This is a genomic window from Mesorhizobium sp. M1004 (assembly GCF_040318795.1).
Classification (GTDB): Bacteria; Pseudomonadota; Alphaproteobacteria; order Rhizobiales; family Rhizobiaceae; genus Mesorhizobium.
On the sequence record NZ_JAMYNB010000004.1, the window covers coordinates 25,794 to 43,962 of the forward strand.

The following is an 18,169-nucleotide window of genomic DNA, read 5'->3' on the forward strand; positions in this document are numbered from 1 at the left end:
GGAAGGCACAAAGGTGCGCTGACGCCGAAGCGCAGTCGCTCCGGCGCCGCCTGGACGTCAGAGCAGAGGGTCGATGATGGCCGATATTTCCTCAATCGACATCGCACCTTTGTAGGTTTTCCCGTTGATGAAGAAGGTCGGCGTCGAGTCGACCTTGAATTCATCGGCGCCGCGCTTCTGGACCGATCTCACATCGTCCAGAAGTTTCTGGTCCGTCAAGCAGGCCTCGAAGGACTCCTGTGTAAAACCGGCGAGCTTGGAGATCTGCAGCAGCGCATCCTTGGTATTGTTGACGCCGACCCAGTTGACCTGCTGCTTGAACAGCACGTCGACCATCGGGAAATAATTGTCCTTCGAACAGCGCGCCAGCATGAAACCGGCCTCGGCGCTCGGATCGAACGGGAATTCGCGCAGGATGTAACGCGCCTTGCCGGTGTCGATGTACTTGGTCTTCAACTCAGGGAAGGTGGTCGCGGCGAAATGCGCACAATGCGGGCAGGTCATCGAGGCATATTCGACGATGGTGACCTTGGCGTCATCCTTGCCGAGCTGCTTGTCGGGCAAAGCGCCGGGCTTCAGCAGTTCGGCCATGTCGACATTGCCGGAAGACTCCGGGACCTTGACGGCGGCCGGAGTGGCAGGCGTCGAAGCAGGCGCGGGAGCCGCAGGCTTCACATCCGCTGCTTTGGCATCCTCGCCTGAATCGCTGCATGCGGCGAGCATAGCCACTGCCGGAATGACGGCCAGCGAAGACAGGAGGTTTCTGCGGGACAAGCTACGGTTCATGCGAATCACCTGACTGTGGTTTGATTTTGCAACGCAAAGGCTAGAAAAGGCGAGAGTTGGCGGGAATTAAGGCATCGCCGTCCCCATTCCAATCGCCAAACTCTACATGCAGGATCACGAATGCGCGAGATAGATGACGCGTTCATGACCGACTGATTACCGGTTGATTACCTTGGCCGCTTCCTTTGGCCAAGAATTGTGGCGCCAAGACGCTCCAGCGAGGCGCGCAAGCCTTCATCCTCGATCTTGCCGACGGTATCGGACAATTTGGCCTTTTCGACAGAAGTCAGTGCTCTCGGCGTCGGTTTCGGCCGGGCTTTGTCCCTCAGCACCGGCTTTTGCACGATCCGGATCCTGCCGATCGCGTTGAAGCCGAGAAAGGCATTGACGCGGTTGATGATCTCGCCGGTCTCGTGCTGTAGGTGCAGCGCGGCCATGCCCTCGCAGGCGATGACCAGCACCGCCGGCTCGAACGGATCGTCCTCATGCATGCGGCGCGGCCACTGGATTTTTTCGGGGCGCGAATGGCCGGCGAGCCTGGGGCCGGCGATCTCTTCCCATGACTGCACCAGCCCGATCGAAATGCCGGCCCGCTTGCGCAGCACGGGGTCGAGGATCGCGGTCGCGAGATCGCTCACCGGAACGGGATTGCCGTAAGGCGTTCTCCCTGCCATGTACGTTCTCCAGCCACGCTCCTCACCAGCCTAGAGCCAGCCCGCGATCAATGGCACTGCACGAACAGACCCGCAAGGCCGCATCCGGACCACCTCTATCGGGAGAGATCGCCGCGCGTCTGCTTGCCTGGTACGACGCGCACCATCGCGAACTGCCGTGGCGGATCACGCCGCACGCCGCGGCCGGCGGTGCACGGCCGGACCCCTATCGCATCTGGCTTTCGGAAGTGATGCTGCAGCAGACCACGGTCGAAGCGGTAAAATCCTATTTTCGCGCCTTTGTCGAGAAATGGCCTGATGTGAAGGCGCTGGCGGCTGCGCCGGCCGAGGATGTGATGAAGGCCTGGGCCGGGCTCGGCTATTATTCACGGGCGCGCAACCTCAAGGCCTGCGCCGATCTGGTTGCGAGCCAGGGCGGCCGTTTTCCCGACAACGAAACGGGATTGAGGGAATTGCCGGGGATCGGCGCCTATACGGCGGCGGCGATCGCGGCGATCGCCTTCGACCGTCCGGCGGCGGTCGTCGACGGCAATGTCGAACGTGTCATCTCGCGGCTCTATTCGATCGCAACGCCGCTCAGCGAGGCAAAGCCTGAGATCCGCGCGCTCGTCGAAAGACTGGTTCCGCAGGCAAGGCCGGGCGACTTCGCCCAGGCAATGATGGACCTTGGCGCCACGATCTGCACGCCAAGACGGCCGCGCTGCATGCTGTGCCCGGTGCGCGAGGATTGCAGCGCCATCCTGTCCGGCGACCCCGAGCGCTTTCCGGTCCGCCTGCCCAAGGTCGACAAACCACTCAGGCGGGGTGCCGCCTTCGTCGCCGAGCGCGGCGACGGCGCCATCCTGTTGCGCAAGCGGCCTGACAAGGGCCTGCTCGGCGGCATGACCGAGGTGCCGACCACAGGTTGGACAGCCCGGATAGACGGCGCGACGACTGCCCAAGCAGCGCCCTTCCCTGCGGACTGGCGGCGCACCGGAGAGATCGCGCATGTCTTCACCCATTTCGCGCTCGAACTCGAAGTTTTTCACGCTCAAGTGAAAAGTGATGCGCCGGAAGGGCATTTCTGGTCGCTGGCCCATGACATTTCCGGAGAAGCGCTGCCGACGGTCATGAAAAAGGTCATCGAAGCAGCGATACCGGGCGCAACCAAAAAGCACCGCCCCATTGACTAGCATTCGCTTTGAAAGGCCCGAAATGACTGAAATCCGCCATATCGTGTTCGACATCGGTCGCGTCTTGCTCCACTACGATCCGAACATTCCGTTCAGCCGCCTCATTCCCGATGCCGAAGAGCGCAAGTGGTTCTTCGACAATGTCTGCACGCATGACTGGAACATCGAGCAGGACCGTGGCCGGACGTGGGAAGAGGCGGAAGCGCTGCTGATCGCGGATTACCCGGATCATGCTGAAAACATTCGCAATTTCCGACGCTATTGGAACGACATGGTGCCGCATGCCTATGAGGACAGCGTCGCCATCATGCTCGGCCTGATCGAGAGCGGCCACGATGTGACCATGCTGACGAACTTCGCCGCCGACACACTTGCCGAGGCAAGACTGCGCTTCGATTTCCTTAGCCGCCCGCGCGGCGTGACCGTGTCGGCCGATATCCGTGAGATCAAGCCCGACCGTGCCATCTACGACCATCACGTCGCCGCGTTCGGTCTCGAACCGTCAGCCACGCTGTTCATCGACGACAGCCCCAGAAATGTCGATGGCGCCAGGGCCGCCGGCTGGCAGTCGGTGCTGTTCACGGATGCAAAAACGCTGCGGGCAGATCTTGCGGGGTATGGGATCGCGGTGTGAATGCGCGGAGGGCCGAAGTAACGCTCTACGGCGCCCCCCTCTGGCCTGCCGGCCATCTCCCCTCAAGGGGGGAGATCAGCGGCCGCTGCGGCCGTTCTCACCTTGCAAGATCAAAAATTGGCGAAAGCGTTGATGACAGCAATCTCCCCCCTTGAGGGGGAGATGCCCGGCAGGGCAGAGGGGGGCCGTCGTAGAGCGCCGAATTTAAACCTTGAATCTCAAGCCCCTGCCCGTTCCATGCCGAGCCTGGCGATGCGGCGCAGTTCGTCGATCGGGGTCAGGCCGCCCGAGCGCTCATAGTGCCAGAAGGTCCAGCCATTGCAGGCGTCAAGGCCCTGCACTTCGGCGCCGATCTTGTGGATCGAGCCGGCGCTGTCGCCGATCGCCACCGTGCCGTCGGCGCGTACCTTGGCCGACCAGCGCTTCTTGGCATCGTAAAGCGTGGCGCCGGGCTGCATAAGCCCGGTATCGATGAGGCTGACAAAGGCGACGCGCGGCTCGGCGCGCTTGCCGGTGAGCACGGTGAGATCGGCGCTTTCCAGCGGCCGCACGGCATCGATGCGCTCGTTGGCGGCGTCGATATAGACCTGTTCGCGCTCGATGCCGACGAAGTGACGGCCGAGCCGCTTGGCCACGGCGCCGGTGGTGCCGGAGCCGAAGAATGGGTCGAGCACGATGTCGCCCGGCTTGGTCGAAGCCATCATGATGCGGGCGAGCAGCGCTTCCGGCTTCTGCGTCGGATGCAGCTTGTCGCCATTGTCGTTCTTCAGCCGCTCGCCGCCAGTGCAGATCGGGAACAGCCAGTCGGAGCGCATCTGGATGTCGTCGTTCGACGCCTTCATGGCTTCGTAATTGAAGGTATAGCCCTTGCCCTTCTGGTCGCGCGAGGCCCAGATCATGGTCTCATGCGCGTTCTGGAAGCGGCGGCCGCGGAAGTTCGGCATTGGGTTGGTCTTGCGCCAGACGACATCGTTGAGGATCCAGAAGCCGAGATCCTGCATCTTGGCGCCGACGCGGAAGATGTTGTGGTAGGAGCCGATGACCCAGATGGTGCCATTGGGCTTCAGCACGCGGCGTGCCGCCAGGAGCCAGGCGCGGGTGAAGGCGTCATAGGCCTCGAAACTCTCGAACTGGTCCCAGTCGTCGTCGACGGCGTCGACCTTGGACTGGTCGGGCCGGTGCAAATCGCCGTCGAGCTGCAGATTGTAAGGCGGATCGGCGAAGATGACGTCGATGGATTTTTCCGGCAGCCGGTCGAGCGCGGCGACGCAATCGCCCTTGAGGATCGTGTCCAGCCACTCGGATTGCTGGGGGGCGTGGGAGAGGTCGGCGACAAGACGCACGGCAGACATTTTTACACCCAAGGCACGCGTTACTGTTTACTCCCCGTTATGGTTACCGATCAGCGTAAATATTCGGTGAAGGACGCAACGGTCCAGGCAGCCCTGTCGTCGTTAATTTGCGCAGTCCGGCCCGTTGGTGTATGTCGCGCCGCTTGAGCCCCGCCGGGCTTCCCCCCTCGTTTCGGATTGCCATGCCCCAGCCAGATCTTGTCATCTTCGATTGCGACGGCGTGCTCGTCGATTCCGAAATCATCGCAGCCCGCGTCGAGGCCGAATTGCTGACCTTGGCCGGATATGAAATCTCGGCTGAGGAATACGCCGAAGCCTATGCCGGACTGACCTTCAAGGACATCATGATGCGGGTCGAGCAAAAATCCGCCATCCCGTTCCAGGCCTCGATGATCGACCGGGCCGAAGAGCTGGTCGACCGCAAACTGCGCAGCGACGTGCGCGCCATCGACGGCGTGCGCGAGGCGGCTGCCGCGGTGACCGCGCCGCGCTGCGTCTGCTCGAACTCACGCTCCGAGCGGATCGAGTTCATGCTGGAGAAGGTGGGCCTGCTGCCGTTCTTCGCCGGTCGGATTTTTTCAGCGCTGGAGACACCAAGCAAGAAGACCAAGCCCGCGCCGGATGTGTTCCTGCTCGCGGCGGAGCAACTCAACGCCGATCCGGCAAACACCTTCGTCATCGAAGATTCGGTGCATGGCGTCGCGGGCGCCAGGGCTGCCGGCATGCGCGTCATCGGCTTCACCGGCGCCGCGCACAGCTATCCCGGCCATGCCGATGTGCTGACCGAGGCCGGCGCCGAAACCGTCATCCGCCGCTGGGCGGAGCTAGGCGGCACGATTGCGGCGCTGTCGGAGTGGTCGGACGCCTGAACCGGATCAGTCCTTGGCTTTGGCCGACCTGGCCGGTTTCTTCTTCGCCCTGTTGTAGGCAATCGCGGCGCGGACGAGCGCTTTCAGCGCATCCGCATCGATCTCGTCGCCCTCCGACACATCGATGGCGCGCCACACCTTGCCGTTGAGCCCGTTGTTGAACAGCCTGTCGGGATCCGGCAGGCTGGCGCCGTGAGAAAAGGTCAGCTTCACCTTGTCCTTGTGAGCGTTGCCGACGGCGATCATGCCGTCGCGTGACCATACCGGGCTGCCCATCCACTTCCACTCCTCGATGATTTCCGGGTCGGCGTCGAGGATGGTCTTGCGCAGGCTGGCCAACGTCTTGCCCCGCCAATCGTCCAGCTCCCGGATTCGGGCATCTATCCGCTCGGAGGCAGAGGCGCCTCCCTCGTCCTTGCTCGACATGCTGACCTTCATGGTCTGCCTCCGTTCACATCTTCTCGCCGGGCAATCGGCTGGCCTGGCTCACCCAGGAGGCGAAGCGGGCTTCGTCGATCTCTTCGCCTTCATGGATGTCGAGATAGCGCACTTCCTTTTGCCTGGAACCGCCGGGAGGCACAGGATCGAGCGACGTGCCGCGAAAGAAGGCGACTTTGACGTATCTGGTGAAGCAATGCAGGCTGAGGAACCAACCCTCGCCCTCGATGCCATAGAACGGTGAGTTCCACTTCACCGCCTTGCAGACGCTGGGGACGGCGCTGACGATAAGTGCGTCGATCCAGCGCCCGACATCGCTTTTCTAGCCCGGCATGGCAGCAATATAGGCCTGCACCGGAGCGTCCCCATAGGCCTTCGGGATCTGCGGGTTGCCGCCCGAAAGCAGGACCGGCTTTTCCGGCTTGTCTGGGGCCGGTTTTGCGACGTTCGATTTTCCCGGCGCCTTGGCCATGTCCTACCCTTGCGCGCCCTGCTCGCCACGCGATCTCGCGACGTAAGGCAGCACGAACATGTAGAGGCCGCTGAACAGCAGCAGGAATAGCGGCAGCAGCGGCGAATAGACCACCCAGGCCGGAGGTTGCCCGAACGCCATGGTGATGAAATTGGCTGCCACGGTCAGCGTGAAGATGATCGACAGCCAACGATGGGTTTGACGTATCCATTTGCTCAAGTTCATTGCAACTTCCTCTTGAAACCAGCGCCTACCAACGCGCCAGTTGGGTGATCTGGATGAGATTGCCGCAGCTGTCGTTGAGCTGGGCGATGGTCGAGCCGGTCACTTCTGTCGGCGCCATGGCGAACGCACCGCCGCGTCCCTTGATGCGCTCGTAATCACCCTTGACGTCGTCGGTGAACAGCATGAGCGCGGGCTGCCCCTGCTTGAAGATGGCCTGCTGGTAGGCCTTGGCGGCCGGGTTGTCGTTGAGCGCCAGCTGTAGCTCGGCTCCCTCGGGCTCATCGGGTGAGATGACGGTCAGCCAACGAAAAGGCCCATTGCTGAAGTCGGCCTTCACGGCAAAGCCCAGCACGTCGGTGTAGAAGCGCAGTGCGTTGTCCTGGTTGTCCACATAGACGCTGGTCAGCTTGATCTTCATCGATTTCCTCCTTTTTGCATTCGGTGCCCCGCGATCAGGGCATGGTACCGGCAGGCTTCAATCCGGCTTCGCCAGGACCTGCTCCAGCTTGGTGAGGAATTGCTGCCACCCGGCCCTGGCGCCGCCATAGGCCTGCTTCTGGCTCGGATGGAAGCCCGACTGCTCGACGCGCAGATGGGTTCCCGAGCTCGTGGGTGTGAGCGTGAACGTCACCACGCTCTTCAGATTGTAGGCGGCATCCTCATGCGCAAAATCCCAGCTGTAGGACAGCGTCCTGTTTTGCTCGATGGCCAGCACCTCGCAATCGAGCACGCCGCCCCACTCGCCGCGAAGATTGAAGCTGTGGCCGACGACAGGCTTGAAATCGTTCTTCATGAGCCATTCCTCAATCAGATGCGGCTGCGTCAACGCGCGCCAGATCTTCTCCGCCGGCCAGGATATTTCACGTTCGACGACGACGGTGCGCAGCTCGGGATTGCTCACTGGTCCATCCTTTTCAGCAGGTTCTCGAGGTCATCGAAGCGGCCCTCCCAGAATCCTGTCATTTGAACTGTCCAGTCGGTCAGCGGACCAAGTGCCGCGGGCTGGGCGCTGTAGTGGGTCTGGCGTCCGGCGTGGCGATCACGCACCAGCCCGGCCAGCTTCAGGACGCCGAGATGCTTCGACACCGCCGGTTGCGAAACCCCGGACTCCGCCGTCAGGGCCCCCACGGTCTGCTCACCTTGGCGGCAAAGGCGCTCGAAGATGGACCGCCGGGTCGGGTCGGCAAGCGTTCTGAACAAAGTATCGTGGGCGTCTGGCATAGGATCGATAACCTGCGAGCTATTGATCGACGTATAACTGCCGAGATATGAATGAGTCAAGTGCGCTGGTGGAATGGATCGAGATTAAAGCGCAGACGCGACCTGCCCGCAGGCGCACACCTGCAGGATTACGATCGGATCGTTTGGATCTTTCAAAGAGTTAACCGGCACCGTCGCAGCAGCGACGGCGCCCAGGCGCTTAGTTGGTCGCGGGAGCGCGCTTCTTTTTCTTGCCGGACTTCTTGTCCGCCGCCGCCGGCGCGGTGTCGTCATAGCCGGCATAGACAGTGTAATCCCGGGCGGAGGGTTCGGGCACGACGACGTTGGAATCGGTGAACACGAACTGGGTGGCGGTCGAGGGATCGCTGACCTGGATCTGATAGGGGTGAATTTGCGAATAAAGCACGTCGGGGCCGTGCATGACGGCAATGCGGATCGGCATGGTGATGGTGCCGGGGGCGAACAGCGGTCCCGGCACGATCTTGCCGGCAACTCCAACCTTCATCGTCAACTGGCCGTTGGCACGGCTGCAATCGCGGCTCACATCGCTGATCGAGGCCTGGTAGATGATCTTGGCCGGATCCTTGTTCGGATCGACGATGGAGCCGTCAGGCGCCGTCTGCGCGGCGGCAGCGGCCTCGGCATCCTGTGTTGCATCAGCCTTTTTCTTTTTCGGCTGCGGCGCGCCCTTGGCGTAGGTATTGAAGTATGCGGTGCCGTCACGCACCGTCACTTTCGGGCAGTAGGCCTGCAACTGGCTGGCGAGAACCTTGGGATCCTGAGGCGGTATTGGCGCATTCGGGTCGGTCTTCTTGCCGAAACCGAGATTGAGGATGCCATTGTCGCTCGATTGGCAACCGGCGGCGGCAAGCATAAAGCCGGTTAGCGCCAGACCCGCGACAAAGCGACGGTTGAACTTATGAAACGCCATGAAACTGCACTTCCCTCTCGCAAAGTTGGTGACGTATAGCAACGCCACGGCAAAAATGCGACTGAGGCGGCTCGGAAAATTAACCAATTGCCGTGGATGAAACCGGCGGCAGCAATGGACCTTTGACGATGCGCTATGTGAGTACCCGCGGGGATGCGCCCGTGCTTGGATTTGCCGATGCGGTGCTGGCGGGGCTGGCCCGCGACGGCGGGCTTTATGTGCCGCAGACATGGCCGCAGTTTTCGGCAGCCGAGATCCGCGCCATGCGCGGCCTGCCCTATGCGGACCTCGCCATCCGCGTGCTGACGCCCTTCCTCGGCGGCGAGATCGCCGCACCCGTCTTCGAGCGCCTGGTGCGAGAAGCCTATGCCACCTTCCGCCACCGGGCCGTCTGCCCGCTGGTGCAGACCGGCGCCAACACGTTCATCCTCGAGCTCTTCCACGGTCCGACGCTGGCCTTCAAGGACGTTGCCATGCAGCTGCTTGCCCGGCTGATGGACCATGTACTGACTGAGCGTGGCCAGCGCGCCACCATCGTCGGCGCGACCTCGGGTGACACTGGCGGCGCCGCCATCGATGCCTTCGCCGGCCGCGACCGAACTGACATTTTCGTGATGTTCCCGCATGGCCGCGTCTCGCCGGTGCAGCAGCGGCAGATGACGACATCGACTGCCGCCAACGTCCAGGCGCTGGCGATCGAAGGCAATTTCGACGATTGCCAGGGCCTGCTGAAGGATATGTTCAACGATCATCGTTTTCGTGATCGCGTGTCGCTGTCGGGCGTCAATTCGATCAACTGGGCCCGCATCATGGCCCAGATCGTCTATTATTTTTCCTCGGCGCTTTCGCTCGGCGCGCCGGACAGGCCGGTCTCCTTTACCGTGCCGACCGGCAATTTCGGCGATATTTTCGCCGGTTACGCCGCCAAGAAGATGGGCCTGCCGATCGAGCGGCTGATCGTCGCCACCAACGACAACGACATATTGGCGCGCACTTTCGCGACCGGTGAATACCGCACCAAGGGTGTGTTTGCGACGACGTCGCCATCGATGGACATCCAGGTATCGTCGAACTTCGAGCGACTGCTGTTCGAGGCCTGCGACCGTAACGCAGAGACGGTGCGGCGTTACATGGCCGGCCTCAAGCAATCCGGCGCCTTCACCATCGAAACCGCAGAAATCGACCGGATGCGGTCCGAATTCGACGCCGGACGCGCTGATATGGACGAGGTTGCCGCCACCATCCGTTCAACGCTCGAATCCAGCAATTATCTGCTCGATCCGCACACGGCCGCGGCCGTGCATGTCGCCACCGGCAAGGCTGACGGTGCAGTGCCGATGGTGGTGCTGGGCACGGCGCACCCGGCCAAGTTCCCGGCCGCGGTCGAAGCCGCCTGCGGCGTGTCGCCGGCCCTGCCCGCATGGCTGGGGTCCTTGATGTCAGCCGACGAAAAGTACACGGTACTTCCATCCGACCTGAAAATGGTGGAAGATTACGTGAGCCGCCACTCAAGGGCAGCGCGTTAGGGAGTACTTGCTATATGGGTGTTGAGGTAAGCCGTCTGTCGAACGGCCTGACAGTCGCCACCGAAACCCTTCCAAGCCTCGAATCCGTTGCCCTTGGCGCCTGGGTCAAGTCCGGCGCCCGCAATGAGCGTGACGACGAGCACGGAATGGCCCATCTGCTCGAGCATATGGCCTTCAAGGGTACGAAAAGGCGGACGGCCTTCGAGATCGCCTCGGAAATCGAGGATGTCGGCGGCGAGATCAATGCCGCCACATCAGTCGAGACGACGTCCTATTACGCCAGGGTGCTGTCCGACGATGTGCCGCTGGCGGTGGATATCCTTGCCGATATCCTGCAGGAGTCCGAATTCGACCCAGAGGAACTGGAGCGCGAGCAGCATGTGATCCTGCAGGAGATCGGCGCCGCGCACGACACGCCCGACGACATCGTCTTCGACCGTTTCACCGAGACCGCCTTCCGCCACCAGACGATCGGCCGCTCGATCCTCGGCACGCCGGAAACCGTCAAATCCTTCACCTCCAAACAGCTGCATGATTTCATAGAGCGCCAGTATGGCGCCGAGAAGATGGTGATCGTGGCGGCAGGCGACATTAAGCACGACAATTTCGTGCGCGAGGTCGAAAAGCAGCTCGGCGGTTTCCGCAGCAAGTCCGACAGCACGATGCCGCAATATGCGCAGTATGTCGGCGGCGATTTCCGCGAGGATCGCGACCTGATGGACGCGCAGATCGTGCTCGGCTTCGAAGGCCGAGCCTATCATGTGCGCGATTTCTACGCTTCGCAGGTGCTGTCGATGATCCTCGGCGGCGGCATGTCGTCCCGGCTGTTCCAGGAGGTCCGCGAAAAGCGTGGCCTGTGCTATTCGGTCTATGCCTTCCACTGGGGTTTTTCCGATACCGGCATCTTCGGCGTTCATGCCGCGACCGGGCAGAGCGACATTGCCGAACTGGTGCCGGTCATTATCGACGAGCTGCAGAAGGCCGGCGAGAATATCCTTCAGGAAGAGCTCGACCGCGCCCGCGCGCAATATCGCGCCGGCCTGATCATGTCGGCTGAAAGCCCGGCCAGCCGCGCCTCGCAGATCGCCAGGCAGCTGCTTCTGTTCGGTCGGCCGATCGCCAAGGAGGAGTTGATGGAACGGCTGTCGGCGCTGACCGTCGAGCGGCTGACCGACCTTTCGTCCCGGCTGTTTTCGACCAAGCCGACGCTGACCGCGGTTGGACCGGTGGGTACGCTCGCGCCCTATGAGGCGATTCTCGATTCGCTTGCGGGCACGCACACCACGGCCCGCAAGCTCGCCGTCTAAGCCTTCAAGCGCCGGTGTTCGCGCTCCCTTTCTTTCGCCGTGACCTGCCGGCACTGAAAGGCGACCGGGTCATGCTGCGCGTGCCCTACACCAACGACTATCGCGAATGGTCAGCGGTGCGCGGCGAAAGCCGTGCCTTCCTCGAACCGTGGGAGCCGCGCTGGACGCCCGATGAACTCGACCGCACCGCCTGGCGGCTGCGCATCGGCCGCTACCGCGAAGACTATGCGCAGGGGACAGCCATCGCCTTCTTCATCTTCGAGAAGGCGAGCGGCAAGCTTGCCGGCGGCATTACGCTCGGCAATATCCGCCACGGCGTCTCGCAAAGCGGCCATGTCGGGTACTGGATCGGGGAGCGGTTTGGCGGCCGCGGCCTGATGACCGACGCGGTCAAGGTGGTCTGCCGCTTCGCCTTCGATACGCTGAGGTTGCACCGGATCGAAGCTGCCTGTATTCCCGACAATGTCCGGTCGATCCGCGTGCTTGAAAAAGCCGGATTCCGGCGCGAAGGACTTCTGCGATCCTACCTCAGGATCAACGGCATCTGGCAGGACCACTACCTCTACGCCCGGATCGCGGACGATCCGCCGGGCGCTGGAACGAAGGACTGATTTTTGACGAATTTCCTGCGAAACGGGTCGCTGTTGGCCTTTGTTCTGGCGGTTGTCGTCACGCTTTGCGCGGCGCTCCCGGCCTTCGCCGTCGAACCGATCAAGATTGCCCGCGACGATGTCGCGCTCGACCTGTCGCGCGCCGTCCAGATCTACGTCAATCAGGGCGAAAACTTCCAGGTGTCGACCGCGCCCGGTCCCGACGGCATCGTGCGGCGCATCGAGGTCGAGGCCAATGACGCGCGCTCGAGCGGCGACTGGGCGGTGTTCGCGCTCGCCAACACCACCGACCAGCAGCTCGACCGGCTGATCGTGGCGCCGCATTTCCGGCTGGTGAATTCCGGCATCTTCTGGCCCGATCTCGGCGCCACCCGCATCGCCGCGATCACCCCCAGCGAGGGCTTCGCGCTCGACCGCCAGTCAAGCTCCGACGCCGACGTGTTCCGGGTGACGCTGAACCCGGGAACGGTGATCACCTTCATCGCCGAACTCGCCTCGCCGAAGCTGCCGCAGGTCTATCTATGGGAGCCGGAAGCCTACAAGGACTCGGTCAATTCCTATACGCTGTTCCGCGGCATCGTTATCGGCATCGCCGGGCTGCTGGCGCTCTTCCTGACCATCCTTTTCGTCGTCAAGGGAACCTCGATGTTTCCGGCGACAGCCGCACTTGCGTGGGCGGTACTTGCCTATATCTGCGTCGATTTCGGCTTTCTAAACAAGATCATAGAGATATCGCCCGGGAACGAGCAGATGTGGCGGGCGGGAACGGAGGTGGCGCTTGCGGCGACCTTCGTGGTGTTCCTGTTCGCCTATCTCAACCTCAACCGGTGGCACGGCCATTTCAGCTATGGCGCGCTGGTCTGGATCCTCGGTCTGGTGCTGATTGCGGGTGTGGCCATCATCGATCCGGCCGTCGCCGCCGGTATTGCCCGGCTGTCCTTTGCCGCCACCGCGCTGACCGGGCTCGGCCTCATCATCCTGCTCGGTCTTCGTGGTTACGACCGTGCGATCATGCTGGTGCCCAGTTGGGTGATGGTGCTGCTATGGCTGTGCGGGTCGTGGATGGCAATCACCGGCATGCTCGACAACGACATCGCCCAGCCGGCATTGGGCGGCGGGCTGATCCTGATCATCCTTTTGATCGGCTTCACCGTCATGCAGCATGCCTTTGCCGGCGGCGCGCTGCATCAGGGCCTGTTCTCCGATCTTGAGCGCCAGGCGCTGGCCGTCGCCGGCTCCGGCGACACGGTGTGGGACTGGGACGTGCTGCGCGACCGCGTCGTCACCAAGCCCGACGTCAGCATCCAGCTTGGCCTGGCGCCCAACAGCCTGGGGGGTGCGGCCCGCAACTGGCTGCCGGTGCTGCATGCCGACGACCGCGACACGTTCCGCACCACCCTCGACGTGGTGCTCGAACATCGGCGCGGCCGGGTCTCGCAGAATTTCCGCCTGCGCGGCGCCGACGGGCACTACCACTGGTTCTTGCTTCGGGCGCGGCCGGTGATCGGCTCGGACGGCGAAGTGATTCGCTGCGTCGGCACCATGGTCGACGTCACCGAGCAGAAAAAGTCCGAGGAAAGGCTGCTGCACGATGCCGTTCACGACAATCTGACCGGCCTGCCCAACCGCGAACTTCTGATGAACCGGCTGGAAGCCATCATCTCGATCGCGCGCACCGAAGAGAAGGTGCGCCCCACCGTCTTCGTCATCGACATCGACCGCTTCAAGCAGGTCAATGACGGGCTTGGCATCTCGGCCGGCGACACCATCCTGCTCACCATTGCGCGCCGCTTGCACCGGCTGTTGAAACCGAAGGATTCGCTGTCGCGCTTTGCCGGTGACCAGTTCGCCCTGATGCTGCTCTCGGAACAGGAACCCTCCCGCATCGCGGCGGTGGCAGACGCCATCAAGCACGCCATCAACAACCCGATCACCTTCGCCAAGCGCGAGATCGTGCTGACTGCCTCGATCGGCCTGATCACCTGGACCTCGGCGCAGACTTCGGCAGAAGACATGGTCAAGGACGCCGAGCTTGCCATGCACCAGGCCAAGCGCTTCGGCGGCGACAGGATCGAGCCGTTCCGGCCGGCCTTCCGCACCGTCGGCACCGACCGGCTGCAATTCGAATCCGATCTGCGCCGCGCCATCGAGCGGCGCGAATTCACCCTTGCCTACCAGCCGATCGTGCGGCTGGAGGACGGCAGCATTGCCGGCTTCGAAGCGCTGCTGCGTTGGGACCATCCGCGCCGCGGCATGATCCCGCCCGGCGATTTCATTCCGGTCGCCGAAAGCTGTGGCCTGATCGTGCAGCTTGGGCTGTTTGCCATGCAGCAGGCGGCCGAAGACCTCGCCGGCTGGCAAAAGCAGATCGGCGACACCCCGCTGTCGGTGTCGGTCAATCTGTCCAGTCGCCAGCTGATCCGCCGCGACCTGGTTAGCGATGTCCGCTCGGTCATCGCCCGCGCCAATCTGAAGCCGCGCTGCTTCCGGCTCGAACTTACCGAATCGCTGGTCATGGACAATCCAGAGCAGACCTCGCATGTGCTGACCAAGCTCAAGCAGCTCGGCATCGGCCTGTCGCTGGACGATTTCGGCACCGGCTATTCCTCGCTCGCCTATCTGACCCGCTTCCCCTTCGACACCATCAAGATCGACAAGAGCTTCGTCGACGACGCGACGCCGAAGCGGGCGGTGCTGCTCAAATCCATGGTCAACATGGCGCATGAACTCGGCCTGTCGGTGGTGGCCGAGGGCATTTCCGACGAAAGCGATGCGCTGGAACTGCGCCAGATGGGCTGCGAGTATGTGCAAAGCTTCATGTTCGGCGCGCCGATGCCAGGCGACCAGGTGCTGAAGGCGTTGAAAGAGCAGTACCCGATGACGCAGGCGTGATGGGTGAGGCATGCGTCGTGCAGGCGCGTGGTTACATTGGAATGAACCCCGAAAATTAGCTGAAGCGACCGCGCCTTCGTCATCCTAGGGCGAAGCAAGGAGCGCAGCGACGCGGCGCAGACCCTAGGATGACGAAAGTGGCGGGCGGCTTCGGCTAGTCGCGAAGGTTCGGCGGAACGTCGGCGAATGCGAGGCCTCAGGCGTGCCCCGCGGCCAGGCTCAGATGCGCCAGATCAATCCCGATCGATGCCAGGATGCGGTCGTACTTCCGCTCGATGTCGGCGTCGAACAGCAGCTCCGGCGTGGCCGGACAGGTCAGCCAGCCATTCTCGGCGATCTCGGTTTCCAGCTGGCCGGCGCCCCAGCCGGAATAGCCGAGCGCCATTAATGCGCGCCGCGGGCCGCGGCCGGACGAGATGGCGCGCAATATGTCGACCGTCGCGGTCAGGCAGATATCGTCGGAGACGGTGAGCGAGGATTCCACCCGGTAGTCGCCCGAGTGCAGGACGAAGCCGCGGCTACGGTCGACGGGGCCGCCATTGCGCACGACGAAGTCGCGAGCCTGCGCCGGCAGCCTGATCGCCTCCTGCTCGTTCATGATGCCGAGCTGCACCAGAAGATCGGGAAACAGCATCTGTTGCGTCTGGTTGATGATCAGGCCCATGGCGCCTTCATCGCTGTGCGCGCAGATGTAGATGACCGAGCGCGTGAAGCGATCGTCCTTCATGCCGGGCATGGCAATCAGGAACTGGTCGTCAAGAAAGCCGCGTCCACCGGCTGTCTTTTTGTGGCGCAACAAGTCCATGGACTGGAGCGTAACGCGTTTCCGGGACGCCGAAAAGATGCGCCGCGTGCGATTCGGCCAAAGCCCAACGGTTGGAACAACGGAATCTTGACTGCGAACTTCACTCGGCCGATTGCTTGAAGCCAACTGTTCCTTGCCCGAAGGTCACGCAAATATGATACGCAGAGCGCCATGAAAACATTGCGCGGCCATGAACTGACGATCAAATCAACGCCATGCAAAGATTGAAAATCCTGCTGCTCGGCGCCGCCATTGGATGCGGAGCAGCTATTCCCGCCGCCGCGTCCTCTTCCGACTGGTACAACAGCGAAGGCGGTAAGGTGCGGCTGGTGACATCAGGCAAGGCCGACGAGGCCGGTCGCATACAGGGCGTGCTCGACATCGCGCTCAAGCCCGGCTGGAAAACTTATTGGCGCGATCCGGGCGACGCCGGCGTGCCGCCGCAGATCGACGTTTCGGCCAGCACCAACATCACCGATGCGGCGTTTTCCTTCCCGCCGCCGCAGCGCCATGACGACGGCTACGGCAAATGGGCCGGCTACAACCATCCGGTCTCGCTGCCGGTGACATTCACTTTGTCGTCGCCTGGGGATGCGGCCGTCATCGATGCCGACATCTTTCTTGGCATCTGCGAGACGATCTGTATTCCGGTGCAGACGCGGCTGAGCGTCGATCCCGCCGCCGATCCCGACAATGCCGAAGATGCGGCGCTGGTGAAGGCTGCACTCGCCACCTTGCCCGCGCCTGCCAAGCCCGATTTCGGGATCAGGGTGCTGCCGGGCGACCATGAGACGCTGATCGTCGAGGCGACTTTTCCCGGCGATCCGGAGGCGGCGGATTTATTCGTCGCCGGGGGACGCGACTATATGTTCGGGGCGCCTGCGCGCAACGAGAACGACGGCCGGCTTGTGTTTACCATTCCGATCCTCGACCGGCCGTCGACGACACCGACCGATGGCGGGTTGTATTACACCCTGACAAGTGCCAAAGGCGCGGTCGAGGGCGTTCTGCCGTTCCCCTGATACCGAACCCGATCCGGGCTTTCCCTTGATCCAGGCCTTGTCGGCGGTTGCGGGAGATGCCCGATTTCGCTATCGCAAGAAACCTTCCCTGCTTTTCACACGAGGACCATCATGACGATTGCCGTTGGCGACAAACTGCCCGATGCGACCTTCAAGGAAATGACCGCCGACGGCGCCAAGGTGATCACCTCGGCCGAGATTTTCGCGGGCAAGAAGGTCGTGCTGTTCGGCGTTCCAGGCGCCTTCACGCCGACCTGCAGCAACAATCATCTGCCGGGCTATCTCGAGAACCACGATGCCATCCTGGCCCGCGGCGTCGACACCATCGCCGTCGTGTCCGTCAACGATGTCCATGTCATGGGCGCCTGGGCCAATTTCACCGGCGGTCAAGGCAAGATCCTCTATCTCGCCGACGGCAATGGCGACTTCGCCAGGTCGATCGGCCTCGACTCCGACTATTCCAGCGGCGGCATGGGATTGCGCTCGAAGCGCTTCTCGATGATCGTCGACAACGGCAAGGTCACGGCGCTCAATGTCGAGACCAAGCCAGGAGTCGACACATCGGGTGCCGCTCACATTCTGAGCCAGCTCTAAACCGCGGCGGCCGCGTCGGCTCATGAGCGCCATGGCCTGACGACGACGCGCTTCCAGCCGGATTGCCTGCTTTGGGGGACATCGACGATGTTTGACATCATCTGGCGCAGCGTTGCGATCGGCATCGGCGCCACGGTGCTGATGGATCTTTGGGCGCTGTTCCTGCATCTGGCGCTCAGCCAGCCGCGGCCGAACTGGGGGCCGCCCGGCCGCTGGGTCTGGCACCTTAGGGAAGGCAAGGTTTTCCACGACGATATCGCCCAAGCCGCATCCTATGCGCATGAGCAGGCGCTGGGCTGGGCTTTCCACTATGTCACCGGCATCGTCTACGGCTTCATCCTGGTGGCGCTGGTGGGCACGGCATGGCTGGACGCGCCGACCTTCCTGCCGGCCTTCATCCTCGGCATGGTCACCATCGGCGCCGGCTGGTTCCTGCTGGCGCCCGGCATGGGCGGCGGCTGGGCTGCCTCAAAGCGCCCCAACGCGATGCAGATCCGCGCCTTCAACGTGATCTCGCACACGGTGTTCGCGCTCGGCCTCTACGGCACGGCCCTGCTGATCCGCTGAGGACGGGTTCTATCTGTTGGTCGCGCGCGGCTTCATCGCGGCTACGGTATCGATGATCTCCTGACATCCGC

General features: G+C 62.8%; 20 protein-coding genes and 1 pseudogene. 10 read left to right on the plus strand and 11 right to left on the minus strand.

The genetic code is table 11. The annotated features are described in order from the left end of the window. Positions 1-57: 57 nt before the first annotated feature. Both NKH54_RS09395 and NKH54_RS09400 read right to left on the minus strand, forming a co-directional pair. On the minus strand, positions 58-786 hold the full coding sequence (locus tag NKH54_RS09395) for a DsbA family protein (RefSeq protein ID WP_353028095.1): 729 nt from the start codon (positions 784-786) through the stop codon (positions 58-60). Between the two features lie 167 nt (positions 787-953). Then, a complete protein-coding gene (locus NKH54_RS09400) occupies positions 954-1,460 on the minus strand; it encodes a DUF721 domain-containing protein (protein ID WP_023687168.1) in 507 nt (168 codons plus the stop codon). 50 nt (positions 1,461-1,510) lie between these two features. Here NKH54_RS09400 and mutY point away from each other — a divergent pair, with 50 nt between their 5' ends. After that, positions 1,511-2,632 carry an A/G-specific adenine glycosylase gene (gene mutY, locus NKH54_RS09405; protein WP_353028096.1) on the plus strand — a complete coding sequence of 374 codons (1,122 nt, stop codon included), beginning with the start codon at positions 1,511-1,513 and terminating at the stop codon, positions 2,630-2,632. A gap of 22 nt (positions 2,633-2,654) precedes the next feature. After that, the gene (locus NKH54_RS09410; RefSeq protein ID WP_023687166.1) at positions 2,655-3,266 is read left to right on the plus strand and encodes an HAD family hydrolase; all 612 of its coding nucleotides are present in this window, start codon (positions 2,655-2,657) and stop codon (positions 3,264-3,266) included. A 218-nt stretch (positions 3,267-3,484) separates the two neighbouring features. Here NKH54_RS09410 and NKH54_RS09415 read toward each other — a convergent pair whose 3' ends face one another. Continuing rightward, on the minus strand, positions 3,485-4,618 hold the full coding sequence (locus NKH54_RS09415; RefSeq protein WP_353003646.1) for a site-specific DNA-methyltransferase: 1,134 nt from the start codon (positions 4,616-4,618) through the stop codon (positions 3,485-3,487). Positions 4,619-4,800: 182 nt separating this feature from the next. Between NKH54_RS09415 and NKH54_RS09420 the strand changes: the two genes are divergently transcribed. Then, the gene (locus NKH54_RS09420; RefSeq protein ID WP_353028097.1) at positions 4,801-5,487 is read left to right on the plus strand and encodes an HAD family hydrolase; all 687 of its coding nucleotides are present in this window, start codon (positions 4,801-4,803) and stop codon (positions 5,485-5,487) included. Positions 5,488-5,493: 6 nt separating this feature from the next. Here NKH54_RS09420 and NKH54_RS09425 read toward each other — a convergent pair whose 3' ends face one another. The 7 genes and pseudogenes from NKH54_RS09425 to NKH54_RS09455 all read right to left on the minus strand — a co-directional run bounded on the left by NKH54_RS09425 (position 5,494) and on the right by NKH54_RS09455 (position 8,774). Next, a complete protein-coding gene (locus NKH54_RS09425; RefSeq protein WP_353028098.1) occupies positions 5,494-5,925 on the minus strand; it encodes a DUF1801 domain-containing protein in 432 nt (143 codons plus the stop codon). 13 nt (positions 5,926-5,938) lie between these two features. Next, positions 5,939-6,397 (minus strand): annotated as a pseudogene (locus NKH54_RS09430) (DUF1801 domain-containing protein). A 3-nt stretch (positions 6,398-6,400) separates the two neighbouring features. Further along, positions 6,401-6,622, minus strand: a complete 222-nt coding sequence (locus tag NKH54_RS09435; protein ID WP_023668396.1) for a hypothetical protein — start codon at positions 6,620-6,622, stop codon at positions 6,401-6,403. 25 nt (positions 6,623-6,647) lie between these two features. Next, positions 6,648-7,040: a VOC family protein gene (locus NKH54_RS09440; RefSeq protein ID WP_023668397.1), complete on the minus strand. Its 393-nt coding sequence runs from the start codon at positions 7,038-7,040 to the stop codon at positions 6,648-6,650. 57 nt (positions 7,041-7,097) lie between these two features. After that, a complete protein-coding gene (locus NKH54_RS09445; RefSeq protein ID WP_353028099.1) occupies positions 7,098-7,523 on the minus strand; it encodes an SRPBCC family protein in 426 nt (141 codons plus the stop codon). Then, entirely contained in the window at positions 7,520-7,843 is a 324-nt protein-coding gene (locus tag NKH54_RS09450) for an ArsR/SmtB family transcription factor (RefSeq protein WP_023806728.1), read from the minus strand. Before NKH54_RS09450 ends, NKH54_RS09445 begins: the two co-directional genes overlap by 4 nt. A gap of 199 nt (positions 7,844-8,042) precedes the next feature. Then, positions 8,043-8,774, minus strand: coding sequence for a hypothetical protein (locus tag NKH54_RS09455; RefSeq protein WP_353028100.1), 732 nt, complete (start codon positions 8,772-8,774; stop codon positions 8,043-8,045). Between the two features lie 128 nt (positions 8,775-8,902). Here NKH54_RS09455 and thrC point away from each other — a divergent pair, with 128 nt between their 5' ends. From thrC to NKH54_RS09475, 4 genes are read left to right on the plus strand one after another with little or no spacing between them, the layout of a single operon-like run. Next, positions 8,903-10,300 (plus strand): threonine synthase, encoded by a 1,398-nt coding sequence (thrC, locus tag NKH54_RS09460; RefSeq protein WP_353028101.1) that lies wholly within the window; start codon positions 8,903-8,905, stop codon positions 10,298-10,300. A 14-nt stretch (positions 10,301-10,314) separates the two neighbouring features. After that, a complete protein-coding gene (locus NKH54_RS09465; protein WP_023668402.1) occupies positions 10,315-11,607 on the plus strand; it encodes a M16 family metallopeptidase in 1,293 nt (430 codons plus the stop codon). A 14-nt stretch (positions 11,608-11,621) separates the two neighbouring features. Next, entirely contained in the window at positions 11,622-12,218 is a 597-nt protein-coding gene (locus tag NKH54_RS09470) for a GNAT family N-acetyltransferase (protein ID WP_023668403.1), read from the plus strand. 3 nt (positions 12,219-12,221) lie between these two features. Next, a complete protein-coding gene (locus tag NKH54_RS09475) occupies positions 12,222-15,110 on the plus strand; it encodes an EAL domain-containing protein (protein WP_023706671.1) in 2,889 nt (962 codons plus the stop codon). A gap of 196 nt (positions 15,111-15,306) precedes the next feature. On the opposite strand, the gene NKH54_RS09480 is transcribed toward NKH54_RS09475, so the two are convergent. Next, positions 15,307-15,915: a YqgE/AlgH family protein gene (locus NKH54_RS09480; RefSeq protein WP_023668405.1), complete on the minus strand. Its 609-nt coding sequence runs from the start codon at positions 15,913-15,915 to the stop codon at positions 15,307-15,309. Between the two features lie 215 nt (positions 15,916-16,130). Between NKH54_RS09480 and NKH54_RS09485 the strand changes: the two genes are divergently transcribed. From NKH54_RS09485 to NKH54_RS09495, 3 genes are all read left to right on the plus strand, one after another. Next, positions 16,131-16,937, plus strand: coding sequence for a protein-disulfide reductase DsbD domain-containing protein (locus NKH54_RS09485; RefSeq protein ID WP_353028102.1), 807 nt, complete (start codon positions 16,131-16,133; stop codon positions 16,935-16,937). A gap of 111 nt (positions 16,938-17,048) precedes the next feature. Continuing rightward, positions 17,049-17,531: a peroxiredoxin gene (locus tag NKH54_RS09490; RefSeq protein ID WP_023698522.1), complete on the plus strand. Its 483-nt coding sequence runs from the start codon at positions 17,049-17,051 to the stop codon at positions 17,529-17,531. 87 nt (positions 17,532-17,618) lie between these two features. After that, positions 17,619-18,098, plus strand: coding sequence for a DUF2938 domain-containing protein (locus NKH54_RS09495; protein ID WP_353028103.1), 480 nt, complete (start codon positions 17,619-17,621; stop codon positions 18,096-18,098). Positions 18,099-18,169 lie beyond the last annotated feature (71 nt).

Excerpts from the sequence above, each read along its gene's own strand:
- NKH54_RS09465 (WP_023668402.1), top strand. The coding sequence starts at position 10,315 with ATGGGTGTTGAGGTAAGCCGTCTGTCGAACGGCCTGACAGTCGCCACC.
- NKH54_RS09455 (WP_353028100.1), bottom strand. The coding sequence starts at position 8,774 with ATGGCGTTTCATAAGTTCAACCGTCGCTTTGTCGCGGGTCTGGCGCTA.
- NKH54_RS09485 (WP_353028102.1), top strand. The coding sequence starts at position 16,131 with ATGCAAAGATTGAAAATCCTGCTGCTCGGCGCCGCCATTGGATGCGGA.
- thrC (WP_353028101.1), top strand. The coding sequence starts at position 8,903 with ATGCGCTATGTGAGTACCCGCGGGGATGCGCCCGTGCTTGGATTTGCC.
- NKH54_RS09420 (WP_353028097.1), top strand. The coding sequence starts at position 4,801 with ATGCCCCAGCCAGATCTTGTCATCTTCGATTGCGACGGCGTGCTCGTC.
- NKH54_RS09435 (WP_023668396.1), bottom strand. The coding sequence starts at position 6,622 with ATGAACTTGAGCAAATGGATACGTCAAACCCATCGTTGGCTGTCGATC.
- NKH54_RS09395 (WP_353028095.1), bottom strand. The coding sequence starts at position 786 with ATGAACCGTAGCTTGTCCCGCAGAAACCTCCTGTCTTCGCTGGCCGTC.
- NKH54_RS09490 (WP_023698522.1), top strand. The coding sequence starts at position 17,049 with ATGACGATTGCCGTTGGCGACAAACTGCCCGATGCGACCTTCAAGGAA.
- NKH54_RS09495 (WP_353028103.1), top strand. The coding sequence starts at position 17,619 with ATGTTTGACATCATCTGGCGCAGCGTTGCGATCGGCATCGGCGCCACG.
- NKH54_RS09440 (WP_023668397.1), bottom strand. The coding sequence starts at position 7,040 with ATGAAGATCAAGCTGACCAGCGTCTATGTGGACAACCAGGACAACGCA.
- NKH54_RS09400 (WP_023687168.1), bottom strand. The coding sequence starts at position 1,460 with ATGGCAGGGAGAACGCCTTACGGCAATCCCGTTCCGGTGAGCGATCTC.
- NKH54_RS09425 (WP_353028098.1), bottom strand. The coding sequence starts at position 5,925 with ATGAAGGTCAGCATGTCGAGCAAGGACGAGGGAGGCGCCTCTGCCTCC.
- NKH54_RS09480 (WP_023668405.1), bottom strand. The coding sequence starts at position 15,915 with ATGGACTTGTTGCGCCACAAAAAGACAGCCGGTGGACGCGGCTTTCTT.
- NKH54_RS09450 (WP_023806728.1), bottom strand. The coding sequence starts at position 7,843 with ATGCCAGACGCCCACGATACTTTGTTCAGAACGCTTGCCGACCCGACC.
- NKH54_RS09410 (WP_023687166.1), top strand. The coding sequence starts at position 2,655 with ATGACTGAAATCCGCCATATCGTGTTCGACATCGGTCGCGTCTTGCTC.
- NKH54_RS09415 (WP_353003646.1), bottom strand. The coding sequence starts at position 4,618 with ATGTCTGCCGTGCGTCTTGTCGCCGACCTCTCCCACGCCCCCCAGCAA.
- mutY (WP_353028096.1), top strand. The coding sequence starts at position 1,511 with ATGGCACTGCACGAACAGACCCGCAAGGCCGCATCCGGACCACCTCTA.